This is a genomic window from Arthrobacter sp. Y3221114 (assembly GCF_059092625.1).
In genome coordinates this window covers 338,461-358,969 of record NZ_JBNHHW010000003.1, presented here as the reverse complement: position 1 = coordinate 358,969, position 20,509 = coordinate 338,461, and the positions used below count along the sequence as shown (strand labels likewise).

The 20,509-nt window shown below is 61.1% G+C and carries 23 protein-coding genes; 7 read left to right on the top strand and 16 right to left on the bottom strand.

Annotation, left to right across the window (positions count from 1 at the left end; translation table 11 throughout):
* Positions 1-392 precede the first annotated feature (392 nt).
* Positions 393-575 carry a hypothetical protein gene (locus AC5RV3_RS08615; protein ID WP_494121755.1) on the top strand — a complete coding sequence of 61 codons (183 nt, stop codon included), beginning with the start codon at positions 393-395 and terminating at the stop codon, positions 573-575.
* A 1,068-nt stretch (positions 576-1,643) separates the two neighbouring features.
* On the opposite strand, the gene AC5RV3_RS08610 is transcribed toward AC5RV3_RS08615, so the two are convergent.
* Positions 1,644-2,072 (bottom strand): hypothetical protein, encoded by a 429-nt coding sequence (locus AC5RV3_RS08610; protein ID WP_494121754.1) that lies wholly within the window; start codon positions 2,070-2,072, stop codon positions 1,644-1,646.
* A 230-nt stretch (positions 2,073-2,302) separates the two neighbouring features.
* On the opposite strand from AC5RV3_RS08610, the gene AC5RV3_RS08605 reads away from it, so the two are divergent.
* A complete protein-coding gene (locus AC5RV3_RS08605) occupies positions 2,303-2,548 on the top strand; it encodes a hypothetical protein (protein WP_494121753.1) in 246 nt (81 codons plus the stop codon).
* Positions 2,549-2,967: 419 nt separating this feature from the next.
* The gene (locus AC5RV3_RS08600) at positions 2,968-3,921 is read left to right on the top strand and encodes a zinc-binding dehydrogenase (protein WP_494121752.1); all 954 of its coding nucleotides are present in this window, start codon (positions 2,968-2,970) and stop codon (positions 3,919-3,921) included.
* A 575-nt stretch (positions 3,922-4,496) separates the two neighbouring features.
* Here the strand turns inward: AC5RV3_RS08600 and AC5RV3_RS08595 are convergent.
* From AC5RV3_RS08595 to AC5RV3_RS08585, 3 genes are read right to left on the bottom strand one after another with little or no spacing between them, the layout of a single operon-like run.
* Positions 4,497-5,264: an SCO1664 family protein gene (locus AC5RV3_RS08595; RefSeq protein WP_494121751.1), complete on the bottom strand. Its 768-nt coding sequence runs from the start codon at positions 5,262-5,264 to the stop codon at positions 4,497-4,499.
* Entirely contained in the window at positions 5,264-5,815 is a 552-nt protein-coding gene (locus AC5RV3_RS08590; protein ID WP_494121750.1) for a DUF3090 domain-containing protein, read from the bottom strand. Before AC5RV3_RS08590 ends, AC5RV3_RS08595 begins: the two co-directional genes overlap by 1 nt.
* A 24-nt stretch (positions 5,816-5,839) precedes the next feature.
* Entirely contained in the window at positions 5,840-6,532 is a 693-nt protein-coding gene (locus tag AC5RV3_RS08585) for a histidine phosphatase family protein (RefSeq protein ID WP_494067382.1), read from the bottom strand.
* A gap of 261 nt (positions 6,533-6,793) precedes the next feature.
* On the opposite strand from AC5RV3_RS08585, the gene AC5RV3_RS08580 reads away from it, so the two are divergent.
* The gene (locus AC5RV3_RS08580; protein ID WP_494121749.1) at positions 6,794-7,453 is read left to right on the top strand and encodes a Type 1 glutamine amidotransferase-like domain-containing protein; all 660 of its coding nucleotides are present in this window, start codon (positions 6,794-6,796) and stop codon (positions 7,451-7,453) included.
* Positions 7,454-7,882: 429 nt separating this feature from the next.
* Here the strand turns inward: AC5RV3_RS08580 and AC5RV3_RS08575 are convergent, their stop codons facing one another.
* On the bottom strand, positions 7,883-8,119 hold the full coding sequence (locus AC5RV3_RS08575; RefSeq protein WP_494121748.1) for a hypothetical protein: 237 nt from the start codon (positions 8,117-8,119) through the stop codon (positions 7,883-7,885).
* Positions 8,120-8,701: 582 nt separating this feature from the next.
* Between AC5RV3_RS08575 and AC5RV3_RS08570 the strand changes: the two genes are divergently transcribed.
* Complete coding sequence (locus AC5RV3_RS08570; RefSeq protein ID WP_494121747.1) at positions 8,702-8,908, top strand: hypothetical protein; 207 nt, start codon at positions 8,702-8,704, stop codon at positions 8,906-8,908.
* A gap of 728 nt (positions 8,909-9,636) precedes the next feature.
* Here the strand turns inward: AC5RV3_RS08570 and AC5RV3_RS08565 are convergent.
* The 3 genes from AC5RV3_RS08565 to arfB form a co-directional block, all read right to left on the bottom strand.
* Positions 9,637-9,774, bottom strand: a complete 138-nt coding sequence (locus AC5RV3_RS08565; protein ID WP_494121746.1) for an NUDIX hydrolase — start codon at positions 9,772-9,774, stop codon at positions 9,637-9,639.
* Between the two features lie 113 nt (positions 9,775-9,887).
* On the bottom strand, positions 9,888-10,778 hold the full coding sequence (locus AC5RV3_RS08560) for a CPBP family intramembrane glutamic endopeptidase (protein ID WP_494121745.1): 891 nt from the start codon (positions 10,776-10,778) through the stop codon (positions 9,888-9,890).
* 227 nt (positions 10,779-11,005) lie between these two features.
* Positions 11,006-11,446: an alternative ribosome rescue aminoacyl-tRNA hydrolase ArfB gene (arfB, locus tag AC5RV3_RS08555; RefSeq protein ID WP_494121744.1), complete on the bottom strand. Its 441-nt coding sequence runs from the start codon at positions 11,444-11,446 to the stop codon at positions 11,006-11,008.
* Positions 11,447-11,531: 85 nt separating this feature from the next.
* On the opposite strand from arfB, the gene AC5RV3_RS08550 reads away from it, so the two are divergent.
* Together AC5RV3_RS08550 and AC5RV3_RS08545 are read left to right on the top strand one after the other, a co-directional pair.
* On the top strand, positions 11,532-11,963 hold the full coding sequence (locus AC5RV3_RS08550; RefSeq protein ID WP_494112950.1) for a VOC family protein: 432 nt from the start codon (positions 11,532-11,534) through the stop codon (positions 11,961-11,963).
* 59 nt (positions 11,964-12,022) lie between these two features.
* Complete coding sequence (locus tag AC5RV3_RS08545; protein WP_494112951.1) at positions 12,023-12,586, top strand: dihydrofolate reductase family protein; 564 nt, start codon at positions 12,023-12,025, stop codon at positions 12,584-12,586.
* Positions 12,587-12,767: 181 nt separating this feature from the next.
* Here the strand turns inward: AC5RV3_RS08545 and AC5RV3_RS08540 are convergent, their stop codons facing one another.
* The 8 genes from AC5RV3_RS08540 to AC5RV3_RS08505 all read right to left on the bottom strand — a co-directional run bounded on the left by AC5RV3_RS08540 (position 12,768) and on the right by AC5RV3_RS08505 (position 20,502).
* Entirely contained in the window at positions 12,768-14,096 is a 1,329-nt protein-coding gene (locus AC5RV3_RS08540) for an aminotransferase family protein (protein WP_494121743.1), read from the bottom strand.
* A 209-nt stretch (positions 14,097-14,305) separates the two neighbouring features.
* Entirely contained in the window at positions 14,306-14,548 is a 243-nt protein-coding gene (locus AC5RV3_RS08535) for a biotin/lipoyl-binding carrier protein (protein WP_494121742.1), read from the bottom strand.
* Positions 14,548-15,222, bottom strand: coding sequence for a GntR family transcriptional regulator (locus AC5RV3_RS08530; RefSeq protein ID WP_494121741.1), 675 nt, complete (start codon positions 15,220-15,222; stop codon positions 14,548-14,550). Before AC5RV3_RS08530 ends, AC5RV3_RS08535 begins: the two co-directional genes overlap by 1 nt.
* 44 nt (positions 15,223-15,266) lie before the next feature.
* On the bottom strand, positions 15,267-16,049 hold the full coding sequence (locus AC5RV3_RS08525; RefSeq protein WP_494121740.1) for a LamB/YcsF family protein: 783 nt from the start codon (positions 16,047-16,049) through the stop codon (positions 15,267-15,269).
* On the bottom strand, positions 16,049-17,017 hold the full coding sequence (locus AC5RV3_RS08520; RefSeq protein WP_494112956.1) for a 5-oxoprolinase/urea amidolyase family protein: 969 nt from the start codon (positions 17,015-17,017) through the stop codon (positions 16,049-16,051). Before AC5RV3_RS08520 ends, AC5RV3_RS08525 begins: the two co-directional genes overlap by 1 nt.
* Positions 17,018-17,027: 10 nt before the next feature.
* Positions 17,028-18,044 (bottom strand): carboxyltransferase domain-containing protein, encoded by a 1,017-nt coding sequence (locus tag AC5RV3_RS08515; protein ID WP_494121739.1) that lies wholly within the window; start codon positions 18,042-18,044, stop codon positions 17,028-17,030.
* Positions 18,041-19,447, bottom strand: coding sequence for an acetyl-CoA carboxylase biotin carboxylase subunit (locus tag AC5RV3_RS08510; protein ID WP_494121738.1), 1,407 nt, complete (start codon positions 19,445-19,447; stop codon positions 18,041-18,043). Before AC5RV3_RS08510 ends, AC5RV3_RS08515 begins: the two co-directional genes overlap by 4 nt.
* Positions 19,444-20,502: an ABC transporter permease gene (locus tag AC5RV3_RS08505; RefSeq protein ID WP_494121737.1), complete on the bottom strand. Its 1,059-nt coding sequence runs from the start codon at positions 20,500-20,502 to the stop codon at positions 19,444-19,446. Before AC5RV3_RS08505 ends, AC5RV3_RS08510 begins: the two co-directional genes overlap by 4 nt.
* Positions 20,503-20,509 lie beyond the last annotated feature (7 nt).

Here is a 20,509-nt window from a genome sequence, read left to right as displayed (position 1 = left end):
GGGCAGCCGATGCCGATCCGTCCCCATCAAGCGCGGCAGCACGAGCCGCTTTTAAGAGGTTATTCGGTTACGGAACGCGGTTGAATTCAGATTCAATGTGTAGTTCCTGATCCCCCTAAGACCTTTTGCGATCGCCGCTAAGAACACGTGTTTCTAGCGGCTGTGCCTCGTGCGACCGCGCCTAGTCAAAATGATGCCGCCAGCAGTTTGCAGCATGGCAGCCGTCGGCGGTTCTGTACGAGGCTGATTCTTGGTCTGAAGAAGCTAATGGACTTGTCTTCATCTACAGGTGAGTGACTTCCTGGTTGTGACCGCCTGTGTACGACGGTGTCGGCGCAGCCCCACGGGGCACCATCCAGCCCGGCCGGCAGTCGCCTACAAAGGAGTCCGCCATGACTGTTCTGGTCCAAAGCCTTGTGCCCGGCCTGACCCGGGAACAGTACGAAGGCATCGCCGCCGCTCTCAGGGACAAACTCATGGCCGCCCCCGGCTCCAACGCCCATTACGCCTATGAGAGCGAAGGCGCAATGACCGTTGTGGAGATTTGGGAGGCGGCCACGCAGCACGACGCATAGTTTGACAACTATGGCACGCCAAACCTGCCGGTGGAGTTCACCCCGGAGAAGCACGAACTGGCGAACAAGATGACAGCCTAGCGCTGCTATTCGATCTAGTAGCGAAAGGCTTTGCGAGTCAGGTTCAGTTCGGTCGTCTGGAACAGACCTCCGGGCTCGCGTTCGGCAGGGAGGTCCGGAGATTGTCTCTCCGGCGATGTGGCGTAACTAAGCAGCCATCCCTGCGCCGTGGTCAACGGGCCAAAAGTCGGGTTATTCTTCGGCCATGAGCCAACGTCTCCGATCCCACCTGCCGTCATGGTTCTTCCTCGTTCTGATGTTGCCCACTGGTGCCGCCGGGATATATCTGGCGGACAAAGTCCTCCATGGAAATTCGTCCTGGGCGCTGCTGTACGACGGAACCACTCTGAACATGTGGGTCTACTGGGGGATAGGTCTTTTGGCCCTACTGGCCTTTGCGCTCTCGGGCATGTGTGCGTGGGTGCTCCGGCGGACCCTGCCTCCAAAGCCCATCAGCCCGGGTAAGCCTTGATCGTGAGCCCCATGAAACAAGGACTATTGCCAGCTCTAGCAACTGCGGGACTGCTCTCGGCTGCGCTGCTCACCGGATGCGCAGCCGAAAATGACGTTGGGACTGGAAGCCAGTCACCGACTGGTTACCCGGGTAGTACTGCTACAGCGGTCGCGGATCCGGTCTTCGGTATATACACGGGCACACAGACGATCGAGCTTGGTGCTCCGCCCGCGGAAGCAACCCACATTTATGTGGAGCTGACTTGTCTCAGCGCCGGGACTCTCCTTTTGCACGACAGCGACGAAATAACCTGTGGGGATCCGAATGAGAGTACAACTCGCGCATTCTCGTCATATCCGCTGCCACCGGACCAAGTCTCTTTCAAGGTGACGAGCGATCTCGATGTCATCTACGAGGTGAGGGCCGTTTACGAAAACGGCGCATCTGTCCAATAGTCCTCACTTTCTTGGCTATGACCACCGGTCGCGCGGGCGCCCACGGAAGGTCCCGCGTAGCTCCATCGGAGTGGGACCGAACATACGATCCTGCTCTGGTCACTTCACGAGTTCGATGAATTCAGCCAGGTCCTTGCCGCACTGACCGTAGTCATAGATCGTCGTTTCCATACGCGGTGAGCACTGCAGGTCAATACGTGCGGGCGTCTTCTCGGGCAGGCGTATTGAGATGACTTCTCCCCAGTTCCAGATATTGGGCCGGATGTATACCTTGATCATTAAATGCTGGGTCTGGACCTTGACGTATTTCGCATGGCTCTCGGCAATGGTGAAGATTTTATGGCGCAGAGCATCGTGATCGCCGTGCCAATCGAAAGAACCGACTGCCGATGCCCCTCTCACTGATACCCCTTTGCTGCGCGAGGCTTCGTTCGTTATGCGAGTCCGGCGGCCCAGAAACATCACCAATCCCACGCAGACGACAGCACCAGCGGCCAACAGAACCGGAACGTAAACCGGGATCCCCATGTGTCACATCAAACTCGATGGGGTCGAGTAGCGCCAGCGGAGCGGCGCGCCTGATGATGTGCGCATCCCCAATGGGCCCGCTGCCTTGGGCTGCGAGGATCAGAGACCTCACAAGGATGACCCCGGCGCCTGTGGCGAGAATCCAACGGAATGTGCGCACTGTTCCTCCTGCAGCCATCGGGACATGGATTGATTGGCGCTAGGCTACCCGCATGGGGAAAGAGTGAGCCATGAACTCTCCGCAACGACAGCGAATTCCGCTGCCTGCTCTTGCCGTGTGGATGGGGGCGTTGGCTGTCTTCTTGATACCCCCATGGATTCCAGTGATGCGTACAGGGCTGTGGGGGTGGATCATCCTTGCACTTCAGATCGTCATTGCTGTAGCGATGGTGGTGCTTCTCGTAAGATTCGTGCGGAAGCAACGAGACGACTACTGGCGCGAACGAGGCAAAGACCCCAAGCATCCGGAGATTTGAGGGTGGCCACATGAATTCCAGGCTCCCGCCCGGACTCCGCCCGCCTGTAGAGGTCGCCTTGGCCCATGCCGTGGAGAAGATTCCAGGTCCATAACCGACCATGAACGGGCACCTATTCCGTTCCCGTTGAACCGGTGCCAGGGCTAACCGGCGACCTCTTCGCGAGTCTCTCTTACAGGTCCGCGCTCCAGCCTCGTGAGCTGCGTATTGTGCAGGTAGGCCTCGCGTCCCGCGTACTCGACAAGATCGGCTACCGACCTTCGGGCGGGCGTTTGATGGCGTTCACGCTAGTGTGAATCACGCCTCGAAGGTTCTCGGGAATTGGATCTGATTTCAATGCGTTCGCATATATACGGCTGCAACAGCAGGCAAGTAACCAGGGAACAGAACGCACTGTGCGTTCCGAAGGGAAGTGTGCGATGAAGGCTTGGATCTTCAATGGAGCTGGTAAGCCGCTCGAACTGTCCGAGGTGCCCGATCCGATTGCGGGCGAGGGTGAGGTGGTCATTGACATCAAGGCAACGGGTCTCTGTCACTCCGATGTCGCCGCGCTCGACGATCCGGCTTGGGCGGCGAATTTTGCCTACACACCGATTGTGCTGGGCCACGAGCCTGCCGGCGTCGTCTCGGCCATCGGTGCCGGCGTCACCAGCCTGAAGGTAGGCGACCGCGTTGGCGTTCCGTCTGGCCCTCCGAACGCCACTGGTTACTGGCGCGACGGTGCCTACGCGGAGAAGACCGTTGCCATCGCCGACAGCGTGGTGAAGATTCCCGAGGGACTCGACTTCGTGCGCGCCGCGGCTGGCACCGACTCGGGGAACGTCGCCTACCACGCCGTTGTCACTCGTGGCCAGGTGCAGGCAGGCGAAAAGGTCGGCATCATTGGAATCGGCGGTCTCGGTCAGATTGGTGCGCGCATCGCGGTCATACTCGGCGCGGAGGTCTATGCGGCAGAGCCGAAGGAATCGGTTTGGCCTATGGCTAAGGAGCTCGGGGTGGCGCGGTGCGAGAAGGACATCACCGATTTAGCCGACATTGAGTTGGACGTGATCATCGACTTCGCTGGCTTTGGTAGCACCACGTCGGGCGCCGTCGATGTCGTGCGCGCCGGCGGCAGGGTTATCCAGGTGGGCATGGGCCGGCTGACGGCAGAGATCAACACCAACAACCTGATCATCAAGCAGGTCGATCTCAAGGGGTCGATGGGTGGCGGACTCGACGACCTCGGCGGCGTCTATGACCTGATGGCTTCTGGAGCACTTGACCCGATGGTTTCGACCGTCACGTTCGACCAGGTCGCCGACGGGCTCGCCCGGCTTCGTAAGGGTGAAGTGCAGGGCCGGCTGGTGGTCGACATGCAGAATGGAATCTGACAAAGGAACGGCCACCTCCCGTTCTGCGGGTTACGCTCCTCAATTGCAAGCCAGCCAGCCTGCTAGCCAGGCAGGCATGCAGGCAGTGACACCTAACCTTAGCGGCAGAGCCGTATCGGAATCGGCGCTGACTAGTCATGCGAGCGGTGAGTGTTCGGCGAGCGTGACGCACTTGCGTAAGCATCGACGGCGTCGGTCTGGCACGTTATCGAGTCGCCGAAGAGTGATCTGACCACGCAGGGGCAGCCCTCATTGGTGCCCCTGAGTGGTCAGGGGCAAGTGATGAGGTCACCGTGCACGTGACTGAGCATACTGACCCGATAACGCAACGCTTCCCATAAGGCGCCGAACGGGGTGGGGAGTAGCACTTCTGGGCTAACGTCTTTCGATGAACCAAGGACACCCCGAGCAGCTGTGCTCGGGGTGTCTTAGTTCGAGCGGTCAGCAATTCAGTTCACACGACGTGCCGAGTGGAGCCAGGCCGCGGACCGGATGTCGGGCGCTAAACGGGGACCCGGTTGTAGGCCACCCGTTGCCAAGTCGACAATGCCAACCGCATTTTGCTTCATAACGAATTAGAACAGCGGCCAGGGCACCGCAGACATCGCACCGCTCGGAGCCGGAAACCGCCCTGTCAAGCGCAACCGGGCGCAGCGCGCGGCGAGCGAAGCGATTTCTTCGGCGCTGAGCAACTCCGCCAGGTTTCGGCCCAGCCCACCGTGCAGTCCCTCGCTGACACGATCTATGCCGTCGCGTTCCTCGGCGGTCAGAGCGTCTCCCAGCCATCCCCACAGCACTGTGCGCAGCTTGTGGTCACGGTGAAAGGTGAGCCCATGGTCCACGCCGTGCCGGTGTCCGTCCGTCATGGCAAGAATGTGGTCGCCTTTGCGGTCGGCGTTGTTGGTGACGATGTCGAACACCGCCATGCGTCTGAGCGCCGGCGAGTCTTCGTGAACGAGGGCGACCATCTGTCCGCTCTCATCACGACCCTTGAGAACGTGTTTCCAGCCCGTCTCCGGCACCTGGTCAGCGGCGACCATGTTCACGGCGCTTTGGGCGGGGTCTTGCTCCTGCCAGAGCTGCACCATTCCTTCGCCCAGCGGACCATCGCGGAGCCAGGTGTGCGGCACGACGTCCCAGCCGAAGGCCTGCGATACCAGGTAGGCGGCCACCTCCCGGTGAGCCAGGGTGCCGTGGGGAAAATCCCACAGCGGACTTTCGCCTGCTATCGGCTTATAGACGACCACTACGTCGCCGATGCTGCCCAGAAATGTCGCGTTTGAAGCCGTCGTGATGCGGCCGGTGAGCTCCAGTTCGGCGGTCACCAGGTCCGGCGCTGGCATCAGACCTCGGGAAGGGGGCAAATGTGCCCGTCGGCGTCTATGGGGTAACCGCAAAGCGGGCACGTCGGACGTCCGGCGGCCACGACCTCGCGGGTGCGCTTGGCGAATGCGCGGGCGGTGCCGACCGGCATTCGCACCAGCAGCATTTCGGCCGCGTCAGCGTCGCTCTCATCAAGCGATTCGTCGTCGTCGGCATCGGCGTCGGTGATGGGGTAGGCCTCGATGACGACCTGGGCCGTCGTCGGGTCCCAGCCTAAGCTCATGGAGCCGGTGCGAAACTGCTCCTGAACGGCCTCGAGCTTGTCATCGTCGACAAGTTCAATGGGAGTACTCGTGGGAACGCTGAAGGGGTTGCCCTCCACGGTGATGAGCTGGTCGAGAATTTCGTCGATCTTCTCCGCGAGCAGGGCCGACTGCTGCTTCTCTAGGGCAATGCTCACGATCTGCGTCCCCGAACGCACCTGGAGATAGAACGTCCGCGCCCCCGGAAGGCCAATGGTGCCGACGACGACTCGATCAGGCCAGGCGAACTCGTGAACCCGTGTAGGCATGTCAGTATTTTAGGCACATGAGGTTCATGGCGCCTTTTGCCCCGCACCGCCGCCCACCGGCGCTTCGGCAGAGCCGATGCCGTCCGCCAGCCACGAGAGATCACCGGCGTCGGTGTTGGTCGCGTAGACGCTTGGCCGACTAGCGCCGTAGTGAACGATCGATACGGACGCTGGGCCCACGTTGATACGCTGGAACAGGTCAAGGTGCATTCCGAGCGCGTCGGCGAGGATTGACTTGATGATGTCACCGTGACTGACCGCAACCCACACGGCCCCTGGCCCGTACTCGGCCTCAAAGGCTGCATCGTGGCGTCGAATCGCTGCCACCGACCGTGCCTGCATCGCGGCCAGGGATTCACCGCCGGGAAAAACGACGGCGGACGGTTGCGACTGCACGACCGGCCACAAATCCTCGGTCGCGAGATCACTGAGCTTCCGGCCCTGCCACTCGCCGTAATCACACTCGGTGAGATCGAGATCGATCGGCGCGTACGGCGAGCCGGCCTGGCGATCGAGGATGAACCGGGCGGTCTGCCGACAACGCTCCATAGGGCTCGACACCACCCCGGCTACGGGCACGGCCGCGAGGCGGTCTCCGGTCAGGGCCGCCTGATCGCGCCCGATCTGGTCCAGGCAGACGCCGTCGGCCCGACCGGCCAGCAGTCCAGTGGCATTGGCTGTGGTGCGGCCGTGCCGCACGAGAATAACTGTCGCCATCCACCCAGCCTAGCCACCCGCTCGATGGCGGCGTGAACCGCGCAGGTCGCGCGTCGAACAAACAAATAAAGCATTCATAAAGGGACAGACCAACCGTGAGGTCTGCGTCCACGTCGAACTGTGGACAAAGTTTGACTGGGTGTGTACCTATGGAAGGGCCGAGCACCAAGACGGCGTGCTTACCGAATCTTGTGGTGAGTTCCAGCCCGTTCCCACGGCTTCGGGCACATCCACCATCCACGCGGGGACTCTGGAGGCACGTTGAAACTTTTGCTTACCTCAGGCGGCGTGACGAACCCGAGCATTCACTCTGCGCTCGTGCAGCTTCTCGACAAGCCGGTGTCCCAGTGCCGCGCCCTGATCGTCCCGACAGCGCAGTGGGGTCACCCGATGTGCGGACCGGCATCGGTGCGGAACCTCCTGGCCGCCGAACACGACTTCCGTCATTTGTCCGGCTTGGGCTGGGCGTCGCTCGGCGTTCTCGAGCTCACTGCGCTGCCCACCATTGGCGCGGATCGGTGGGTCCCGTGGCTTCGGGAGACCGACGTGCTCTTGGTCGACGGCGGCGACGCGACGTACCTGTCCCATTGGATGCGGGAGTCCGGAGTGGCCGAGCTGCTCCCGAGACTTCCCGACACGGTGTGGGTGGGGGTGAGTGCCGGAAGCATGGTGATGACGCCGCGGGTCGGGGACTACTTCGTCGAGTGGCCGTCCGCTCCGGATGACCGGACTCTGGGGGTGGTGGATTTTTCAATCTTTCCGCACCTGGACGCTTTCCCGAGCAACACCCTGGCCCACGCAGAGCGGTGGGCCGCCGACATAGGTGTCCCTGCCTACGCCATCGACGAACAGACAGCGATCAAGGTCGTCGACGACTCCGTCGAGGTGGTTTCCGAAGGACAGTGGAAGAGGTTCGTGTGATAAGTGCCCAGCATGTGTGACGTCGCGTGGCTTTTGGGCACAGCAGGGACGGACGAACAGGGAGTGGCTGCAGCGAAAACGGGCAGGTTGGGACTGCCCCCGAACTTGTTGACTCCGTCACCTAAGCCGCAGCGCCCAGTAATGGATCGGCTTTCGGCCAACAGAAGTGACATTTAGCTCCGCGAAAAACACCGCGACCTGTCGTTGCGAATCTCAGCCCAAACCGCTCTGCGATTCACACGGGCCGGGGTGCACGTGTGGACGGATTCCCCGAGTTCGAGGGTCGGAACGCTAACCTTGCGGGTTCTGACCCGCCAGGCCCTCGCACACATCGTCCACTCAACCCCCGCCCGGTGCGTGTTCCCGAGAGCAAACCTGGGACATGCCGGATGGGACTGTCGTGCGGACCTCGACCATTTAGCCTCCAGTTCACATGAGAATCATGGGCGCAAGCAGCAAGAGCAGCAGCAATGCGCCGAGGCTAGACGGGATCCAGTACCACTTGGACATCTGTAGTCCGAACAGTGAGAACACCACGGCACCAGCTACGGCGACAACTACAATCGCGTTGTCGGTGACGAAAAAGAGGAGCAACGAAGCCAAAATCACAACCGTCGCCGCGATTGGTCCAGCAGTAGGTCGCCCTGGGTTTACGACTGCCGGCATGATCTCACCTTTTCGTTTATTGGCATTATGCCTGTTCTCTTGCTCCCTAGCGCCTCCAACCTTGGTCGCGGTACCCAAAGTTGACCGACCGCATATTGAGTACCTGCACATGAAAGGCCGGCCGTACAAGTAAGCGAAGGACTACTTGCCGTGATACCGGTGATCGTCGGTCTTTTGGAAGACCTCTCCACCCGCTCGACGAGCATTTTCAGACTCGAAACTTCTGCCTGCAATGCGCTTCGCCCCGTTGGGGTTAGCCTCGTCCAAGTCCAACTTCCACGTGGTTACTGGAATGCAGGGCAAATGATCCGGGGAAGTTTAGGCCCGTTACTGGCCGCAGCGGTCCGAAGTCTGGGATACGGCAGCGCAGGAAGCCGTGATGACACGAGGATAATTGCGGCAATGCCGAGCAGCCTTCGCCTCGACTGCTGCGCCTGGCCGGCAGCCGGCCCTAGGGTTCCATCCCCAAGGGGTCCATCCGAGGCAGTGCCCGCACGCTTTCGCGATGGCTATGCAGGCGGGCGGGACCATAGCCGGCCGAAGGAGGTACCCCTCCCTCCTCCTCAGGTTTAGGCTCGGGGCATGGCGACATGGAAGCCGGACCCCCTGTGGTGGCCCTTTGCGATCTGTCTGCTCGGGCTGACATTGGCGAATCTGATTCTGATCCTCGTATCCGCCCCCACCTGGGCGCGGCTGATTCCCGCATGGCTGTACTTGCTTTTCTTTATTGTCGCCATGTCGGTGCTCCTGCGGCGGCGCGCGCTACGTAAGAGGGACAGTTCTAGCTAGTCCCGGCAGACGCCCCCCGTAGGTTGTGGTCTTGCCATTCCCTTCAAGTACCGCGGAGCCATCCCGATCTGCCGGAAGCCCGCCTGCCACAGCACCGCCACAGCCCAAGTACGTCACGTGCCGTTTCGACGATTATCTGGACGGCAGGGGATCGCCAGACCACCGCCGGCGTAGGCGCCATCCACCCAGTAACCTAGACCTGCACTTTGGAACGGTTCACGCACGATGCCTGCCAAGTTGAATCTGCCGGCAGGGACGTGGCCAGCAAGTAGCGCAAAAGGGAACCGTCGACCCCGGCCCGGGCACGTGTTCCCGAAAAGAATCCGGCGTGTCGAGGTTTGCTACGCCAACGTCCTCTGTCGTGGTGAAGCAGAGGTTATTCGAGTGCAAAACGTGGTGGAGTTCCGCTGCAACGTTTAGGTTGTCTGCACTACGAGGGATTGGTCCCGCAGGCTCCCACCGCAACAACCAGGTGCCGCTACCCCAAGTCATGAAATTTTTTCGTTGTCAGAAGCCGGCTGAACAAATTGCAGTTCTCGTCTCCACAGAACCACCGTGTCCGCAGCTATAACCTTTCCGGTCGGAATCAGGTCAGCGCCTGATTGAAGAGTGCTGGGGATCTCACCTTCCCACTCTTCAACCCTCCATATTTCCTGGAATATCTCAGCATTTTGGCGGGTCAGTAGCGGATTCCCAACAGGCAGACTGATCTCTACGCCCAACTCTTCTCAAAGCTCACGCGCAAGCGCTTGACGACTATTCTCGCCTGGTTCGAGGTGACCTCCCGGGAAGTCCCAGACATTGGGATACCGTCCCTTCGACGGTGATCGATGCACGAGCAACACTCGGCCTGCGCGTATTAGCATGCCGCATGACACTTAGTGCACCAAGATTCACTCATGAGACGAGTTTACGAACGATCCCGCCCGTGCGAACTCGATGGGATACCGGGATTCCGCCGCCGCTGCACCAATCCAGTTCAGGTGTCGTCCGGGGTTGCTTCGTAACCATCCGGTCGGGGTCCTGTTCGAAGCCTCTCGGTACGTGCCCCGCTCTGTTGGTAGAGCGCCAGCACGACGGCCAGCACGGCCGCGGCGGCGATCTGCTGCCACTCTCCCTCGAACGCGTTGAGCTTATCCGAGCCGGAGGCATTAAAGGACCCGTGAAGGAGGCCGACGATGAGGATGCTTCCGCCCGTGCCCAGATACGCCATGCCCGCCAGGAGCCGGAAAATCGGGGCGAAGAGGAACAGGACCGCCCAGTTGAAAAGCACCTCCCGGACGGGCGTCCCGGTGAAGCCCTTATCCGCGAAGGCGAGGGGGAGATGGATCAGGGCGAAGGGTACGGCTGTCAGCAGCGAGCCGGCGATCAGGCCCCACCGCTCCATCAGCCGGTGCTGTACCACGGCGGTCCAGGCCAGTTCCTCCCAGATATTCGCCAGCACAGCCCCGACGAGGATGGTATTGAGGAAATAGTTGCCCGTTTCGGCGGCCCATCCGGCTTCCGGTTGCCGAAAAGAGCCGGTTGCCGCGGCGATCAGCAGGGTCAGCACGGGTATGGCGAGCAGGGCGGCGACATACCAGCCGACGCCTACCCGCCTGCGGACGGCCTGCCGGAACAGGCCCCGGACGGCCTTCCTGCCGCCTGAGGCTGCGGTAACCAGGACCGCAGTACCCAGCAGGATCAGCAGTTCTGCCAGGAGCCCGGGCAAAACATTGCCCAGCAAAACGATCGATATCACCTGCGCTGCCCAAGTCAGCCCGATCGCAATGACCACAAAGGCAGTTACCGGATGCCGGGCGATCAGGCGTCCCGCATGTCCTCCGTGGGAAGATGGCGCCGGTTTGGCTCCCAAAGGATCGTTACCCATGCTCACCCCTTTCCATGATCAAGCGGCCAAACCCGGCTCCCGGGGACGGCTAACCGGGGCGGCGGGAGTCGCGAGGGTGCGGTATGGCCGACACTTTTCTCCGCCTCCGGACCTGTGTCAAGCGCTGAAATCCCCACAGGCCACGGTCACCGGAAGCATCTCCGGGGGCTATGGAGTTCCGGTCAAACGTCTGAGACAGAGCCCAGCGTTCGGCGCAAACAGGCAGGTCACTCGGAGTCTGGGCGCCTGCGGTTGCGCTTGGTCTCGGAGCGCAACCGTTTTCCTTCGAGCCGGCGATGCCGCGAGCCAGCCGTGGGGCGGGTTGCCCGCCGGGCGACGGGCGGAGTCACCGCGTCCCGCAGGAGCGCTACGAGGCGTTGCCGCGCCGCAGCCCTGTTTTGCCGCTGGGAGCGGTGCTCCGAGGCGCTGATGGTGAGCACAGTGCCGGAGATCCTCTCGGAGAGCCTGGCGATAGCGCGTTCGCGCTGGACTTCGCTGAGCGCCGTTGTCGTGCCCAGATCGAGACTGAGCTGCACACGGGAGTCGGCGGTGTTGACGCTCTGCCCGCCCGGGCCCGAGGCTCGGGAGAACTGCTCGACCAGCTCTCCCGCCGGTACCCGGAGGCCGCGGGGCGCGCCGGGGCCCGGGGGCACATGCAGGTCATCCACACGATTATTGTGCCGCAACTCCGACGCGGCGCGGGGCCGGCAGGGGGCTTCTTTTTTGTCCCCTTGGCTCGCTAGCATGTCGCGCATGGCCATCAAACTGGAGAACGTCGGCATCGCCGTTCGCGACCTCGAAGCAGCCATCGCCTTTTTCACCGACCTCGGCCTGACGGTCCTCGGCCGTGACACGGTCAGCGGTGACTGGGCCGACACCGCCGTCGGGCTTGATGGCAACCACGCCCACATCGCGATGCTCCAGACCCCGGACGGTCACGGTCGGCTCGAGCTCTTCGAGTACCTCCACCCCGAAGCGATCGAGTCGACGCCCACTCGCCCGAACGAGATCGGCATGCACCGCGTCGCTTTCTCAGTCGATGATTTGGACAAGACCCTCGAAATAGCCGCGAAACACGGCTGCCGGCCGCTTCGCGGGGTGGCGACCTACGAGGACGCCTATAGGCTCACGTACGTCCGCGGTCCCAGCGGCATCATTGTGATGCTCGCCGAGGAGCTGAAGTAGAACTGACATGTGCCGGTGTCGCTGCCGGCACCGGTAAGCACCTTGAAGGGGTGACGATCATGGGAACCCTCGCCTATGTCGCGACCGTGTCCATCGACGGCTACGTCGCCGATGCCGACGGCGATTTCCAGTGGACTGGCCCGAGTGATGCAGTGTTTGCTGTGCACCTCGAGCGCATGGCCGAGATATCGACCGAGGTGCTCGGGCGGAAAACCTATGCGTTGATGGGGTACTGGGACACCTACCCGGACGGCGAGGACCGACCTGCGGCTGAGCGGGAGTTCGCCCGGCGCTGGCGCGGCATAGACAAGGTCGTGGTGTCGTCGACAATGACGGTCCAAGAGCTCACGTCGGACCGAACGCGCATCGTGCCGCGCCTGAGCTTGGGAGAGCTGCAGCGGATCGTGGAGCGGGCGGAGGGTGTGGTCCAGATCTTCGGGCCCACGGTTGCGGCAGACGCGATCCGTGCGGGCCTGGTTGACGACTTCAGGTTCTTCGTGGTGCCGAAGATGGTGGGCGGAGGCCTCCGCGCCCTGCCCGACGACGTGCGCCTCGACCTGAACCTCGCTGAACACAGAACGTTCGACAACGGCATCGCGTATCTGCGATACCTGCCTCGTTGAGGCTGCCGGGTCGTGCGTGCGGGCCAGGACTTCCCCTGAAAGCACACGCTGCGCCCGACAATGCGCCTGGTATGAAGACTTCCAGGGCCTGCGAGCGAAGTCGCCGGCGACCCCTCCCGACGAGCAGTTCATCGGGAACCCGTTGGGTCTTCTTTCCGTAGTGGAGATGGTTGCAGGACATTCAAGTTCCTGCCTGCTCTGATGATGTCGGTGGGGGAGTGCTACTCCCCGCGTCGAGGATGTGCCCTATAGTCTTCGCGATGAGGTGAACGTCCTCGTCGCCCACGACGAAGGGGGGGCTGATTTGGAGGGTGTTGCCGCGCAGAGGCCGCACAACGACGCCGTCGTCGATGCATGAGTTGGCTACAACCTCGGCGTCTGCCTCGGGTGCAAGCTGGACGCCGGCGAGAAAACCGGTGCCGCTGCGGATTTCCTGCACGAGGGGATGCGAGGCAAGTGGGGCAAGGGCCTTATGTAGGACGGATTCAAGTTCCAAGGCCCGTAGAACCAGTTGTTCGTTCTCAAGGATGTCGAGGTTCGCGTGTGCAACTGCGCAAGCTGTTGCATGACCCGAGTACGTCATGCCGTGTCTGAGGACGGGGGCGTCCTGTTCTCTGTAGAACCGTCCCCAGATCCGCTTGGAGACGAGGACGCCGCCGAGCGGGGCGTAGCCGGACGTTATTCCTTTGGCTAACAAAATCATGTCGGGCTGGAGACGGAATCTTTGGGAGGCGAACATGAAGCCTGTCCGGCCAAATCCGGTGATGACTTCATCAACTATCAAAAGAATGTCATCTTTCCGGGCGATTTCCTGCAGGCCTTCAAGATATCCGGGGGCAGGGGGAATTACCCCCCCAGTGCCTATGATCGGTTCGGTAATAATGGCGGCGATATTTGCGGGGCCGATTTCGTCTACGACGGCCCGTACGCCTTCAATATCGTTTGTGGGAACAAGGGCGGTTTCGGGTACAAGGGAATCTGAGCCGTAGCCGTATCGATTGAAGTCAAGCCCGGCAATGCTGGTACCAAAGGCATGGAGGCCGTGGTACGAGTGAGTACGGCTGAGGATGATTTTTTTGTCAGGCATGCCTTCCAACTGCCAGTGGCGCCGTGCAATCTTGCAGGCCAGGTCGACGGAGTCCGACCCGCCACTGTTGAAGATTATTTTGGCGTCCGGGATCGGGCCCATGGCCACAAGCCGGTCCGCGAGGGAGAGTGCCACATCGTTCGCGAACCGTCCGAATACGTGGTACGTCTCCAGTTTGCACATCTGGTCATAAGCCGCTTTCGCCACTGATTCCCGGCCGTGGCCGATATTTGCGTGCCACAGTCCGGCAGTGGCATCGAGCAGGCGGCGTCCGTCTGAGGTCGTGAGGTACGCGCCTCGGCCTTCGGTAATGACGACGCGGCGTTGCAGGACCGAGGGCATGTGCGCCTGGGCGCTCCATAGTGACTCGCCCACACCCTTGGGACGGTTTGTTTGGTTCAGAACGGTTGCTTTGGTAGCCATTGTTTGTTCTCCTCGGCAGGTCGATAGAGCAGTCCCATGTAAAAGGCCCCGCCCCAGACTGCCTTGTGCCTCACGGGCTGTCCCCATTTGCTTGCGCATCGCCTCATGGGCTGTCCCATCTTGCGCGTCGCTTGCGGGTGTGATGAGCGATTCAGCATGCATTCAGGCGGAGTTAGACGGGCACTGGGGGTGTGGCATGTGCCCGTCGGCTAGTCGAGGACGGCGAGTAGCTGTCCTTCCGCGACCGCATCCCCTTCGGACACGGAGATGTCCGCGACAACGCCGGCTTCGGGCGCTTCAACCGGGATCTCCATCTTCATGGATTCGAGGATCATGATGGTTTCGTCTTCCTCCACAGACGCTCCCGGCGCCACGAGGATTTTCCAAACATTTGCCGCCAGATCCGACCGTAATTCACTCAATTTGCGTTCCTCCTCGAAAAACCGGGCCATTACGTTGCTGTATTCGTCATGGACCTGCGGCGCTGGCCCGTGTGGTCCATGTGTTGTTTGATTTGCTCGCCCAGGTCCGCGATGTTTCCTCCTTCCACGTTGGCCAGGAGCTCCTGGTGTTCGGCCACTATCTCCTTTGGTTGTGGATACGATTTCTCCAGCATCATCAACGACAGGCGCGTTTCGGTGAGGAGGGTCTGGTAGAAGACCGTGAGACGTTTGTTGCCGAGGCTCCCGACCAAGACCGTGTGGAACGCCAGGTCCAAGTCGACCAGATCGGACCAGGGGCGTCCGCTTTCCGACGCCGTCTTGATGTCGCCGATGATGCGGCGAAGTTCATCAAAGATTTGTTTCCTTGGATTCTTTGCAAGCTCCTCTGCAGCTGTCTTTTCAACGGAGTGACGTGCGACGGAGATGTCGTCCATATCCGCCTCGGATAGTTCTAAAACAAAAACTCCGCGGTTGCGCACCCGGTGCAGGAGACCTTCCTGTATGAGCCGCTGCATTGCCTCGCGCACCGGCGAACGGCTGACGTTCAGCTGCTGGGCCAGACTGGTTTCCCGCAGCTGTTGGCCCGGCGAGTAGGCGCCCTTTTCGATAGCGCCCCGCAGCCGGTTGACGATGGTGTCCACTGTTCCGTCGATGAGAATCGGCTCCAGTACAGGCTCACTCAACTCGTTGCTCCTACCCTTCCGGGGGCAGCTCGAATCGCACCGGATCAGTCCGGTTCCGGAGGCACGTTTTCGGCTTCCGTCAACGGACGCACAGCTATGCCGGCATCCTGCAGCGAATGCCAGACCGTGCGGATAACCTCCACCGAGTTTGGTGCGTCCCCGTGCAGACAAATGCTTTCCGGGGAGATATCGAGATCCCGCCCCGACACCGTGGCTACTTTCCCTTCCCTCACAAACCTGATGGCGCGTGAGGACACAAGCGCAGGGTCCCAAGCCAGCTTTTCCCGCTCGATGATAAGGTTGCCGGCGTCGTCATAGCCGAGGTCGACAAATCCTTCCTGGACTAACCGGACGCCGTAACGAGCGGCGAGCTCCGTGTGGCGCTTGTCGAAACAGTAGAGAGGGAGCGAACTGTCTATTTCGGCTACCGCCGCTATGACAGCTTCGGCCAGCTCTTCATCCTCCAGCGACATCAGATACATGACCCCGTGCGGTTTCACATGGGAAAGTTTCGAGCCTTCGGCCTCAACGAAGCCTTTTAGTGCGCCTATTTGATACAGCGTGTAGTCCTGGAGCTCTTCCGCTGAGACCGCTATCCGTCGCCGTCCGAAGCCCAGAAGGTCCGGCAGCGAGACGTGCGCTCCGATCTGGAGGCCCTGACCGACTGCCGCCCGGACCGTTCGGCGCATGATTCTCGGATCTCCCGCGTGGAAGCCGCAGGCGATGTTAGCGGCGCTGATATAGGGCATGAATTCTTCGTCCGGCGCGAAGCGCCAGCGGCCGTAACCTTCTCCCATGTCGCAGTTGATTTCAATGGCTGTGTTCATTATTCGGTCCCTCCTGCTGCAGACATGAGCAAGGAACGTTCCTCGTCCAATGCATAGGCGTCGTGGATGGAAATCGGCTTGAACCGGATCGTATCGGTCCCCGGCCGCATCTGGCCGGTCTTCCACAGGCTCGCCTTCGGCACGACTCCGAATACGACAAAGCCGCCGGAAGTGGGCCCGTCTGGTCCGAGGATCACGGGAGTGTCACCGTTGAGGTTGATTCCGCCCACAGGGTAGCCGGTATCGAGGATGTTGGATGGATGTCCGCCGGCAATACCGCCGTCGGACCGGGCCCACTGAAGCCTCGCCGGGTCCAGCCTGATACCGGTACGGTTTGAATTCTGGTCAACCGTCCAGGACCGTGCAAAGAAATCCTCGACGTCTCCCTCCGTGAAAAATTCAGGTGTGGCAAATGGCCCTGGCACGACTTCCACTTCCCAGTCGTGCCGATACTCGGGGATCCGTTCCTGCGGCAGTTCCGCTATAGGCGAGGTATCCGAGCTTCCGATGTCCAAGACATCTCCCTTGACGAGTGCCCGCCCTTCTACTCCTCCCAGCGAACCCATCGTGTAGGTGGACCGGGAACCGAGGATTCGGGGGACATCGATTCCTCCTCTGACCGCCAGATAAAACCTGAACCCGGATACCGCCAGGCCAATTTTCAGTTCGGCACCTGCGGGAACGTCGACAGCGGCCCACTGTGGCACCGGGCTACCGTCGACGGACACTTCGCCGGCGGCGCCGGTTACTGCCACGGTGGCAGGGGCACGGAACCGGAATTTGGTCTTGCCTAGTGTGATTTCCAGACCGGCAGCGTCAGGGCTGTTGCCGACGGCTACATTGCCGAGCCGGAACGCGAAATCATCCATCGGGCCGGCGGGGAAATAACCGCGTGACAGCATTCCGATTCGTCCAGGCCAGTCCTGAACGGTTGTCTGGATGCCGGGTTGAACCACTTCAATGGACATATGTGACTCCTCACGGGACGGCGGTTGCCGCGGCAGCGGCGTCCCGCTTGGCGGTGAAGTCTGCGGCTTCGGCCACGAGCGAGGCGCACCAGGCGTTATAGGTGGCGACGTCGAAGTCTTCGTCCTGTATGTCGTAGACGTATTCGCCCCGGTGGACGGTTTCGAAGGAATCCGCCAGTTCCTGCTCGGAAACGGCATGGAATCTTATGCGGTCACATGGGCGCAGCAGCAGAGGCGACTGGGCGAAAGCAGGATTGCGCTGTTGGATGTCATACACAGGCAGCGTTCTGCCGAGCAGTTGATATCCGCCCGGCGATTCCACGGGGTAGATCGAGTAGCACGGTCCGCCCAGACCGATGGCTCCTTCCGCTGTCCAAGTACGTGTCGGATTGTACTTGGGAGCGAAGAGGACCTTCCTCGGATCCAACGGGAAAGTGAAGGGTAGCCCGGGGAAAAACCCGATGAATCCGACCCAGAGGTCTGTCCCTGTCACGACTGCAATCAACTCGTCAACGTCTCGAAGACCGTTGTAGGCGATCGTGTAATCGACGTTGTTATCGTTCACGCAGTTGGGGGCATCCGAACGGATGCTGCGGACATAGCGGGCAACAGCTGCCTTGGACGTCGAATCGTGAAAAGCAGCAGGAAGATTTACTCTTCGGCTGGGAAGCACCAGGTTTTCCGTACCTGCTGCATTGTCGTAGGCCTCATCCAGTGCCCGAACCAGAATCCCGACGTTTGTTTCCGCCGGGTCATAGGAGAGCAATATGGAACGGAAACCGGGGGATGTTTCAACCAGTCCCGGAGGGCGGGACTGGTTCACCTCGGTGTTGATGTTGTGCACAAAGAAGTTGAGGTTCAGGTCAAAATGCATGTCACCGAACTCAACCAGGAGATAACTGTCCCCTGCGAGCCGGTACGTGACAGCGGGTTTTCCGTCAGTGGCCGCCCGTTGTTCGTAAAGCGCAGAGGGAACCCCTGCCCACTGTTCCGAGATGTACTGGTTGGAGACCTTGTGGGGCTTCATCTCGAGTACTCCTCCTGACCTGTCTCGCCCTTTGCTTTCGACTCCGCAGCCCGGTCCTGCACTTCGGCCACGATGCCGGTGCTGTAGCGGCCCGACTTGAATGCCGGATCGTTCAAAAGCATCTGGAAAAAGGGGAGATTGGTTTTTAGCCCCGATACTTGGAAGGCTGCGACGGCGGACCCGGCACGTGCGAGTGCTTCTTCCCGGTCTTGCCCCCAAACGATGAGTTTTGCCAGGAGCGGATCGTAGGCCGTGGTTACGGTATTGCCGGCTGCATAGCCGCTGTCGACGCGGACACCTTCTCCTGTTGGTTCCGTCCACTCACTGATATGCCCGGGCGATGGCAGGAAGCGTTTAGGGTCTTCTGCATAGATGCGCATCTCTATGGCATGTCCGGATGGCTGGAGGTTGCGGGCGTCAAAGCCAACCTCCTGGCCGGCGGCGACACGGAGCTGTTCTTCGACAAGGTCGACGGAAAACACGGCTTCGGTGACAGGGTGCTCCACTTGCAGCCGGGTGTTCATTTCCAAGAAAACGAAGGTCTGGCGCTCGGGATCGACCAGGCATTCGACGGTACCGGCATTGCGGTACCCGACAGCAGTCCCCGCTCTTACTGCGGCGTCCAGCATCCGGGCCCTGAGTTCGGGTGTGATTCCCGGAGACGGCGACTCCTCGGCGACCTTCTGGTGCCGGCGCTGGACCGAGCAGTCGCGCTCTCCGAGCGCTATGACCCTGCCATCGGCGAGCCCGAGGATCTGAACCTCGACGTGGCGGGCGTGCTGGATGAACTGTTCAATGAGGATCCGCGTGTCCCCGAAGAAGCGCTCTGCTCGCGACCGTGCAGTATCGAAAGCTGCCTTCAGGGCTTCGTCGTTGTCGGCAACTATCATGCCGATGCCGCCTCCGCCTCCGGAGGGTTTGACGATAACGGGATAGCCGACAGCATTGGCGATTTTGACTGCTTCAGAGGGGTCGCTTACCGGTTCGGCTGATCCGGTCGCCACCGGCACGCCGGCGGCCTGCATCAGGTTTCGGGCGTTGATCTTGTCCGCCACCATTTCCATCGATTCCGGTGAGGGCCCCACCCACGCGATGCCGCTTTCGATAACCCGCCGGGCGAAGCCGGGATTTTCAGCGAGGAAACCGTAGCCCGGGTGGATGGCTGAAGCCCGGACCGATTGGGCTGCGTCCATCAGTTTGTCGACGTTCAGGTAGGATTCGGCAGGATTGGCAGGTCCCAGGGAGACGGACTCCGAGGCTTCCTTCACAAAGGGAAGCTCCACGTCGACGTCCGAGCAGACCGCTATCGTCCTGATGCCGAGGGCGTTCGCCGTCCGGATGATCCGCCGGGCAATCTCGCCTCGGTTGGCTACCATCAGCGATTCGAAGAGCGGCTCGGTCATGACGTGACCCCTCTAGCGATAAGGCGGGCCTTGGCTGAGGCTCGGAAGCGGTCTGCCACGACCGCGAGAATGAGAGCCAAACCCAGGGCGATGCTTTGCATGTTGGTATCGAGTCGCATGAAGTTCATACCGTTACCGAGCAGCATGATGAAAATGACGCCCAGGACCGTACCGCCTACGCCGCCTCTGCCGCCCTGCAGCGACGCCCCTCCAATGACGGCCGCGGTTATGGACTGTAGGGCAAAAGCACCGCCGAAAGTCGGTTGTCCCGAACCGCTGCGGGCGGTCAGGAGGTAAGCGGCCAGGGAGGCCAGAACGGCGCAGATCACGTAAGTCGTGATCAGGTTCCGCCGCACTTGGATTCCCGCGGTCTTCGCCGCCAGGGCATTGCCGCCTATCGCGTACAGGTGGCGGCCGAAAGTTGTCCATTTCAATACGACGAAGACAAGGATCAGGACCGGAAGAGCAAGGAGTACCAGGTTTGGAATGCCAAAGGTGAACCCGGCTCCCAGCCCGACAACGTACTCTCGCGGCAGACCGGAAACCGTTGCCCCGCCGCTGAAGACCATGGTCACGCCCGCGACGATTGTGGCGGTTGCGAGTGTGACAATGAACGGATTGACCTTCAGAAAAGCCACTCCGAGTCCGTTCGCCAGCCCGACTACGACGCCTACGGCGATGCATACGACGAATCCCATGATCATGGACTGACCTGCAAATTCAGGCATGCCGCCGTAAACCAGTTTCATCATTGTCGCGGAAACGACCGACGACAGGGCAACTGTTGCTCCCACTGACAAATCAAAGCCACCGGTGACCAGTACCAGCATCTGTCCCAAAGAAATCAGCAGCAGCGCCACGGATTGCTGGGAAACGGAGAGCAGATTATCGGGCTGCAGAAAACGGTCGTTTCCCACGGCAAAGACGACCACCATTACGAGTAGCAACGGCGGCAACGGGCCGACGGTGCTGAAAAACCTGAGCCAGTACTGGCGGTTTTCTTTCTTTGCCGCGCCGGGAGTGGCCGCAGAGCTTTTGACTTCGGTTGCTGACATGACGGTC